Source organism: Vibrio sp. OPT20 (genome assembly GCF_963889365.1).
Taxonomy (GTDB): Bacteria; Pseudomonadota; Gammaproteobacteria; order Enterobacterales; family Vibrionaceae; genus Vibrio; species Vibrio splendidus.
The window spans coordinates 63,026-70,284 of sequence record NZ_CAWPOA010000107.1; the positions used below are offsets into that span (position 1 = coordinate 63,026).

General features: G+C 41.8%; 9 protein-coding genes and 1 riboswitch. Of the genes, 5 read left to right on the top strand and 4 right to left on the bottom strand.

From position 1 onward, the window contains the following. Positions 1-101: 101 nt before the first annotated feature. Positions 102-599 carry a fasciclin domain-containing protein gene (locus AACR09_RS23385; protein ID WP_108092562.1) on the bottom strand — a complete coding sequence of 166 codons (498 nt, stop codon included), beginning with the start codon at positions 597-599 and terminating at the stop codon, positions 102-104. Between the two features lie 202 nt (positions 600-801). Here AACR09_RS23385 and AACR09_RS23390 point away from each other — a divergent pair, with 202 nt between their 5' ends. After that, positions 802-1,785: a DUF2860 family protein gene (locus AACR09_RS23390; protein ID WP_193835783.1), complete on the top strand. Its 984-nt coding sequence runs from the start codon at positions 802-804 to the stop codon at positions 1,783-1,785. Positions 1,786-1,951: 166 nt separating this feature from the next. Continuing rightward, on the top strand, positions 1,952-2,446 hold the full coding sequence (locus tag AACR09_RS23395; RefSeq protein WP_017088111.1) for a GNAT family N-acetyltransferase: 495 nt from the start codon (positions 1,952-1,954) through the stop codon (positions 2,444-2,446). Positions 2,447-2,545: 99 nt separating this feature from the next. Here the strand turns inward: AACR09_RS23395 and AACR09_RS23400 are convergent, their stop codons facing one another. After that, on the bottom strand, positions 2,546-3,328 hold the full coding sequence (locus tag AACR09_RS23400; RefSeq protein WP_017082365.1) for a LuxR C-terminal-related transcriptional regulator: 783 nt from the start codon (positions 3,326-3,328) through the stop codon (positions 2,546-2,548). 167 nt (positions 3,329-3,495) lie between these two features. Further along, positions 3,496-3,595, top strand: a riboswitch (purine riboswitch). A gap of 90 nt (positions 3,596-3,685) precedes the next feature. On the opposite strand from AACR09_RS23400, the gene AACR09_RS23405 reads away from it, so the two are divergent. The 3 genes from AACR09_RS23405 (at position 3,686) to AACR09_RS23415 (ending at position 6,080) form a co-directional block, all read left to right on the top strand. Further along, complete coding sequence (locus AACR09_RS23405; RefSeq protein WP_017082364.1) at positions 3,686-4,684, top strand: adenosine deaminase; 999 nt, start codon at positions 3,686-3,688, stop codon at positions 4,682-4,684. Between the two features lie 356 nt (positions 4,685-5,040). After that, positions 5,041-5,757, top strand: a complete 717-nt coding sequence (locus AACR09_RS23410) for a Crp/Fnr family transcriptional regulator (RefSeq protein WP_017081172.1) — start codon at positions 5,041-5,043, stop codon at positions 5,755-5,757. Between the two features lie 164 nt (positions 5,758-5,921). Continuing rightward, a complete protein-coding gene (locus AACR09_RS23415) occupies positions 5,922-6,080 on the top strand; it encodes a hypothetical protein (protein WP_004730469.1) in 159 nt (52 codons plus the stop codon). An 88-nt stretch (positions 6,081-6,168) separates the two neighbouring features. On the opposite strand, the gene AACR09_RS23420 is transcribed toward AACR09_RS23415, so the two are convergent. Both AACR09_RS23420 and AACR09_RS23425 read right to left on the bottom strand, forming a co-directional pair. Further along, positions 6,169-6,819 (bottom strand): DUF2057 family protein, encoded by a 651-nt coding sequence (locus AACR09_RS23420; protein ID WP_193835784.1) that lies wholly within the window; start codon positions 6,817-6,819, stop codon positions 6,169-6,171. A gap of 107 nt (positions 6,820-6,926) precedes the next feature. Next, positions 6,927-7,259: hypothetical protein (locus AACR09_RS23425; RefSeq protein ID WP_228010864.1), on the bottom strand; the 333-nt coding region annotated here is incomplete at its 5' end.

Here is a 7,259-nt window from a genome sequence, read left to right on the forward strand (position 1 = left end):
AGCCTCGGTTGGCTTAAGACCGTTATAAACTTTTTAATTAAAAGATGAAAAGGGTGTGACCTGTCACACCCTCTTAAAACCTTTGACCGATGTTGTATTTCTTATTTAGGCAACAGCACAGCGTCAATCACATGGATAACACCGTTGCTAGCCTCAACGTCTGGCATAATAACTTTGGCGTTGTCTATCATTACGTTGCCGTCATCTATCGCTATCATTACCGCACTGCCTTGAACCGTCACTGCACTATTTAACTTCATAACTTCAGCTGCCATGATTTTACCTGGTATTACATGGTATGTGAGCACTGCAACTAGTTTGTCTTTGTTTTCTGGCTTCAACAACATGTCGACCGTTCCTTCTGGTAACGCAGCGAATGCCTCATCAGTGGGAGCCAATACAGTGAAAGGGCCTTCACCTTTCAATGTATCAACTAAGTCCGCTGCTTTCACTGCCGCCACTAAAGTATTGAAAGAGCCGTTTTCCGTCGCAACATCAACGATGTCTTTCTTCATCTCGTGGTGGTTAGCGTGAGCAAAAGCCGTAAAAAGAAGCGTCGCAACTAGCACTGATGTGGTTTTGATTAATTTGTTAAACATATTGTCTTCCTTTGAGTTTTGTCCGTTATTTTCGAGAAGTACTACGAAAGCTTAAAAGCGATAGATCAACTTATTGCACCTTTGAACCTATTTTTTAGATACCCAATTCGTCAGTTGAATAAATGTCTCCGTTAAATAGTTGTTATAATTTCAATTTAATACATATAGTTAACGGGTGATTATTCAATTAATGGATGTGAATATGAGGTTTGTTTTACCAGTTGTATTTTCGGCATTCGCTTCAATGCCAGCTTATAGTGGCCTTGCACCAACGGAAGGTTTCAGTGGTAACTTTAGTGTCTTGACGGGTGTATCTTCTGACAGCAGTAACTTGAGCACCGAGCAAGACGCGAATCAAGCAACCAACACCAAGGAGGGGGACAGCGAAAATCAAGGGCTACTCGGTTTTTTGGGTACGGTTCAATATACTTTTGGCGAATCGCTGACTCACCAAGTGTATGCGGGTACGACACGAGAGGATATTGCAACAGGTACCATCGCGTTTGAGATCGGTTATAGATACCAACTTTCTGGTGGCACCATATTAGACTTTTCTGTTCTTCCTACGCTTATCTCGGGCAAGGCTTGGACGGATCCGTATGCTGTTGGCGTTAATCGAAATGAAACGGATGTGAAAGGTAATGTAGGACGACTGCAGCTCACGAATATCGGTGGAACTGGTTTTCGAACGGATCTCGCATTTGGGCAATCTGATGTTGATGAAGAGCTATCTGGTAGCCAAGTCTTATCTCCGGAAGATGCTGTGCTGCTGGATAGGGAAAGAACCTATGTGTACGCCAAAGCAGGGTACCGCTTTATCTTGCCAAACCAAGCAGGTCTATTTGTTCCTTCAATGGTGTATTTCCACTCAAACGCAGAAGGAGGAGCACTCAGCTTCGATAGTTATGGTATTGAATTAAACTACGCGAAGAGAGTCGGTCGCCACGGTTTTGTTGTTACCCTAGATGCAAGTGATCGTGAATATGATGAGTCGAATCCAATTTACGGGCAAGTACGTGAAGAGAATGAATTCGGTGCATTTTTAGCTTATGAGTTCGGCGGCTTAATGGGTTATGAAGATTGGTCGTTTATTTCATTACTCGGTGTAAGGTCGATTGACTCTAAGATTGACTTTTACAGCTCTGAACAAGCATTAGCGAGTGTTGGTGTTGACTACAAATTCTAATATTCACACTACGTCAACAAAACTAATCAAAGCAGAAGCTTAAGAGCAGCCTTTCTATTTGTGTAATTATTTCGAGCACTTACACCTTCAAAGGTTGTAGGTGCTCGTTGCTATCCGTAATATGAAAATTAGCTTATGGACAAAAATAATATGATAAGGAAGCGCTTTGGAAATACAAATTAGACATCTTGAACCCACCGATAACCAAGATATTTTTGATATTTATCGACACTCGTCAGTATTAGAGAATACCTCACAAAAGCCTTTTCTTAGCTCTGATCAAGTGGAGCGACTGTTTGGTCACTCAGACCATTTCACTTTAGTTGCGGAGGTTTCTGGCAAGGTCGTAGGTCACATTACTTTATTCATGACCACGAAGGTGAGAGACAGACATTGCGCTGGTCTTGCGATAGCGATTAATCCGGAGATGCATGGCAAAGGGGTCGGTAAGACTATAATGCAAGAAGCGATCAATCAAGCCGATAACTGGCTAAACCTCGTTCGCCTTGAGTTAGAGGTTCATGCAGATAACCACTCCGCGATTGCTTTATATGAACGAGTGGGTTTTCAGTTAGAAGGCACCAAAAGGCTGAGTACATTCAAAGCGGGTAAGTATATCGATATGTTACTGATGTCGAGAATTCGACCGGATTATCGTTGAGAGTGACTTAACTCAGTTCAGTTGAAATTGGCCAATAAGATAGTGATTAAACAAAGCCCTTAAATCATTGCTTTTTAGGGCTTTTATACGAATATAGCGTTATTTGTTGTCGATACCGAAACCATTGCGCAGCGCAAATTGAATCAGTTCGGTATGGTTGTCGAGTTCCAAAATATCCAACATGCGGTATTTGTGTGACTCAATGGTTCTAGGGCTCAAAAAGAGGATCTCCGCACATTGCTTAGCGGTATAACCTTGTGCCAATTGAGTTAGAACCGCACACTGCCTTTTGGTCAGTAATAATAGCTTTTCACTCTCGTTAATATTATTGGTTTCATCGCTGGTGACACTACGAGTCATTTTGGAGTGCTGCCAAAAACAGAGCCAGATGTCACTCAGCAATTTGATTCGCTTCATGTCAGCCTCTTCAATTGGCTTATCGTAACGATTGAACCGTGAGAAGCCGATAGCTCCCCACTGTTGACCAAACAGCGAAAGGCTTACAATCCCATGCCAATGAGCACCTTCTTCATAAAGTACACGGAACGGGTCGAGTTTATGGTTCTTTAGTGTTTTCTCAGGGAACAACTGCCAACACTCTTTTGAACGTAAAAGCTTTAGGTAATCAAGATAATTGCCTTTTAGAAAGCGTTCCATTTCAAGCGGTGGAGTATCTGTTTGGGATACGGAAATACTTTTTCCTGTATCCAGAAGAATCATTGAGTTTGGAAACAGGGTAAGCCTGTCGAGCTTAAACCAAGCGAGCGCTTCTCTTGCCAGTAAGAAAAAAGTGCTATCGAAATCTTTGGGTTGGCATGCGGTCAAAGTGTTGGTTTGGTGAGAGAGGAGATCCTCAAAGCTCGCGAATTGGTTATCTTTCATATTGACCGTCTTTTGTGGTTTTAGACAAAATAGCGGCAATAGCTAAAGTGTGTCAACCTAATGTTAGAATGATGTTCTGAATAAAGTGTGGCGAGTATTCTTAAATGCTACTGAGTAATTTATTAGTTTTATGGAGAAACGATTAGTGAAATTCACACTGAACTCTGTATAGTAGCAACCGTTTGCTTCGTATAACCCCAATGATATGGTTTGGGGGTCTCTACCAGCTCCCGCAAAGTGCTGATTACGAAGGGTTTAGATCACAATTGTGTTCTTACTCTTTGTAATGGCGTTCAAGAAAACCTCCTGTCTATTATTCAGAGTAAGTGCACACCTAAAATCCATAGTAGGTGAAATATGAACGCATTTATTCAAGGGCTCCCAAAAGTAGAGTTGCATTTACACATTGAAGGTTCGCTCGAACCTGAGTTACTTTTCCAACTTGCTCAACGCAACGGCATTGATCTGCCTTATTCATCCCCAGAGCAGCTAAGACGCGCATACGAATTTGATGATTTACAGTCATTTCTGGATATCTATTATCAAGGTGCTGATGCACTGCGCACAGAACAGGATTTCTACGACTTAACATGGGCTTATCTAGAACGCTGTAAAGCCGACAATGTTATCCATACTGAAATTTTCTTTGACCCTCAGACACATACCGATCGTGGCATTGCATTCGACACCGCTATTAACGGCATTCATCGTGCGCTTGAACAGGGTCATAAAGAGTTGGGCATCACATCTCAAATCATCGCATGTTTTCTGCGCCATTTATCTGAAGAGAGCGCCATTCAAACGTTCGCCGATGTGTTGAAGCATCAAGACAAGATCATCGGAGTTGGCCTAGACTCTTCTGAATTAGGGCACCCACCAGAGAAGTTCAAACGTGTATTCCAACAAGCAAAACAAGCAGGTTTCTTAACGGTGGCGCATGCAGGAGAAGAAGGGCCTGCTCAAAATATTGTCGATGCGATTGAAATGCTCAGCGTGAGCCGAGTGGATCATGGTGTGCAGTGTATGACCGACGAAGCTCTGATAGCCGAATTGATTGAAACCAAAATGCCGCTGACCGTGTGCCCTCTGTCTAATATTAAATTGCGTGTATTCGATGAGATGGAAGACCACAATATTGTTGAGTTGTTAAGACGAGGCGTAGCGGTGACGATTAACTCGGACGACCCTGCATACTTTGGTGGTTATATGTCGGATAACTTTAACGCGGTGAGCCAAGCTCATGAGATGACGGAGCAAGAGCTTGCTCAATTTACTTTAAATGCAATAGAAGCGAGTTTTATTGAAGAATCATTGAAACAGCAATATCGTGATGTTGTTTTGGCGTATCTCGCTTAAGTCAAAAGTCAAAAGTTTCAGTATGAAGCTAAAGGCGAAGTTTAGGGTATAGGTGAATGCGAACGAACTCTCGGCATTCTGCGATTTAGAAAGCTTAAACGGCCAACAAGTGTTGGTCGTTTTTATTTTGGTTCTCAAGCGGGTTTTGAGCTGGATAAGTGGCTTAAGACATTAAGAAATATGATTTTATTTGCGTAAAAACATCTTGTCTTAAGCTTTAATGAACTACATTTAAACGAGGTGTAGATATACAGTGTCACGCTGTATTGAAATAGAGATCAACTTAAGCATAAGCATAAGCATAAGCATAAGCGTATAAAAGCAGACACAGAGATTGTCTGAGGAGGAACAAACTGTTGTTAGACCCAACAATCAGTGAACAAATACAATGGCCGTGTGAATTGTCTGCGGACTTGATAGAAAGCTTGCTTGATATTGCCGTTTTTAAATCGGGTGTCGACAGCTTTGAGATTACAAAAAAGTTTCAGAATTTGCCCGGTGTCTTTTATATTTTAAGTGGCTCCGCTGGAATCTGTTTTTCTACAGAAAACATGAAAAGCTTATCTGGTGGTGTTATTGGAAGGGGAGATTGGATGGGTGCTTTGTCTATACATGCTGACTACAACCTCTTTGCCGTGGCAGAAGAAGTCGAGCCTATTACTATGGTACTTTTTCCTGCAAGTAAGGTATTAGAGCTCGCAGAGCGGAAATGCATGGTTTACAAATGGCTACTTCACTGTGGAACCAAAGCGCAATCTATTTGGATGCAGGCTTACTTATCCTCGATTCATGAAAAAGAGCAGAAAACCATTTACGTCTTGTTGGAACTTGCGGCACGCCAGACCAATATCGCGGGGGCAACCGTCAGCATTAATATTTCACAAATTCAATTGAGTTCGATAACTGGCATATCAAGACCTAGGCTAAACGAAGTTCTTAAAGGGATAGAGCAGCAAGGCTTGGTTAAGATACAAAGAGGAAAGGTGTTTATCACCGATGTTAAGGGCTTGTATGAGCATATTTCACCGATGAATTTGATGATACGAGATCCTGTTGCTGAAATTAAGGCATGAATCTTTAACACTACGAGCTAACGTTTGGATTACTAGATTTTCAGTGTTTATTAGATATTTCAAAAAATTATGCACAGTGTTCTTTTAGGAACATACATTACAAGAGAACATCTATAATGTTCACTCTGGATTTATAAATTGAATTAGAGCGGAATAGAATTGTTATGAAAATGGCTGTATTGGAATATAAAGTATTAGGGCTTGGTGATTGGATTAAAACAACGGTTTCTAGCCGTTGTGCGCACTTACTGGCTGCAGAATACAAAGCGCTAGGGTGGCCAACAAAAGTAGATGGAAAAGTGTTATCGACTGAGTCTGCTTAATCTATATAAGCCTAAATCATCTAGATGAAGACAAAAAAGAAGCTGGCAGTGCGCCAGCTTCTTTCGTTTTTAAATTAAGACCATTGAGCTACTTGTTCACGTAGTCTTTGAATTTCTGCTTCGTTTCAGCATCCGCTTTTTCGTACCAGAAATACAACATTTCTTCAGCTGTATTCGCCGCATTTCCGTCAATCTTTGCTGGAAGCGTTACGGGTTGTGCTACAGCTGCTGCGCCCGCGCTAGCACCTACTGTAAGTGCTGCGATGCCGCCTTTCTGGTTGTATTCTTTAGCTTCTTGAGGGTATTTACGACCAATCTGCATGCCATCTTTGATTAGCTTATCTTGCTTAACACTGATTGCGTTTTGGTTCTCATCAACCAATTTCCAGTCTAGCTTCTCCAAGCCTTTCTTTGCTTCAGCTGTATTACGGTATTTAGGCATATCAAACGTTAATGCGGCGTCAGTCGCGCTAAAGGTTGCAATAATAGCGTCGCTATCAATGAACTCACGATCGTTGCCTTTATCAAAAGCAAGTTGATATTGGAATACGATTTGATTTTGACCGTCTGGAACGGTTAGCGTTTTATAAGAAGAGAATAAGCTACCATCGAGATCTGGCTTAGCTTCGTTGACCGCTAGAATATCAACACTTGATGGAACTTGGATCTCAACGTCAGCTAACACGTGTGGTGCTACGATAATTGTGGAAAGCAGCGCGATGGATTGTAATGTTTTCATAATCATACAGTTGTTTATGGATAGTTAAATTACAATCTCATGCAGAACGAAGTATTTCAAGTTACCTTGTCTCGATTTGGTAAAATTCACCGAAACTTAACCTAAGCCTAATTCTTGAACGTACGAAACGTATTTTTTTCGTTCGTATTATGGTGTGGCCTCAACGTTTTCTCTTCTGGATTATCTGAATCGCTCTCTTGAGCGCTTCGATGCGACTGCAGAGTGATATACATAGGAACGATTGCAGATACCCAAATGGCATAAATCGTAATCACTCGGTTGAAGGCGACGAACCAGGTTTCACTGCCCGTACTAGATAGGTAGTAGCCAATGAGCGTAAGCAAGGTGCAGGTGATAGCCCACATGACTGTGGAGGTTGGATCTTTCGTTGTTGCCGCCAGCAATACTATCGTAACGTAGGGAACGGCCATAGCAATGCC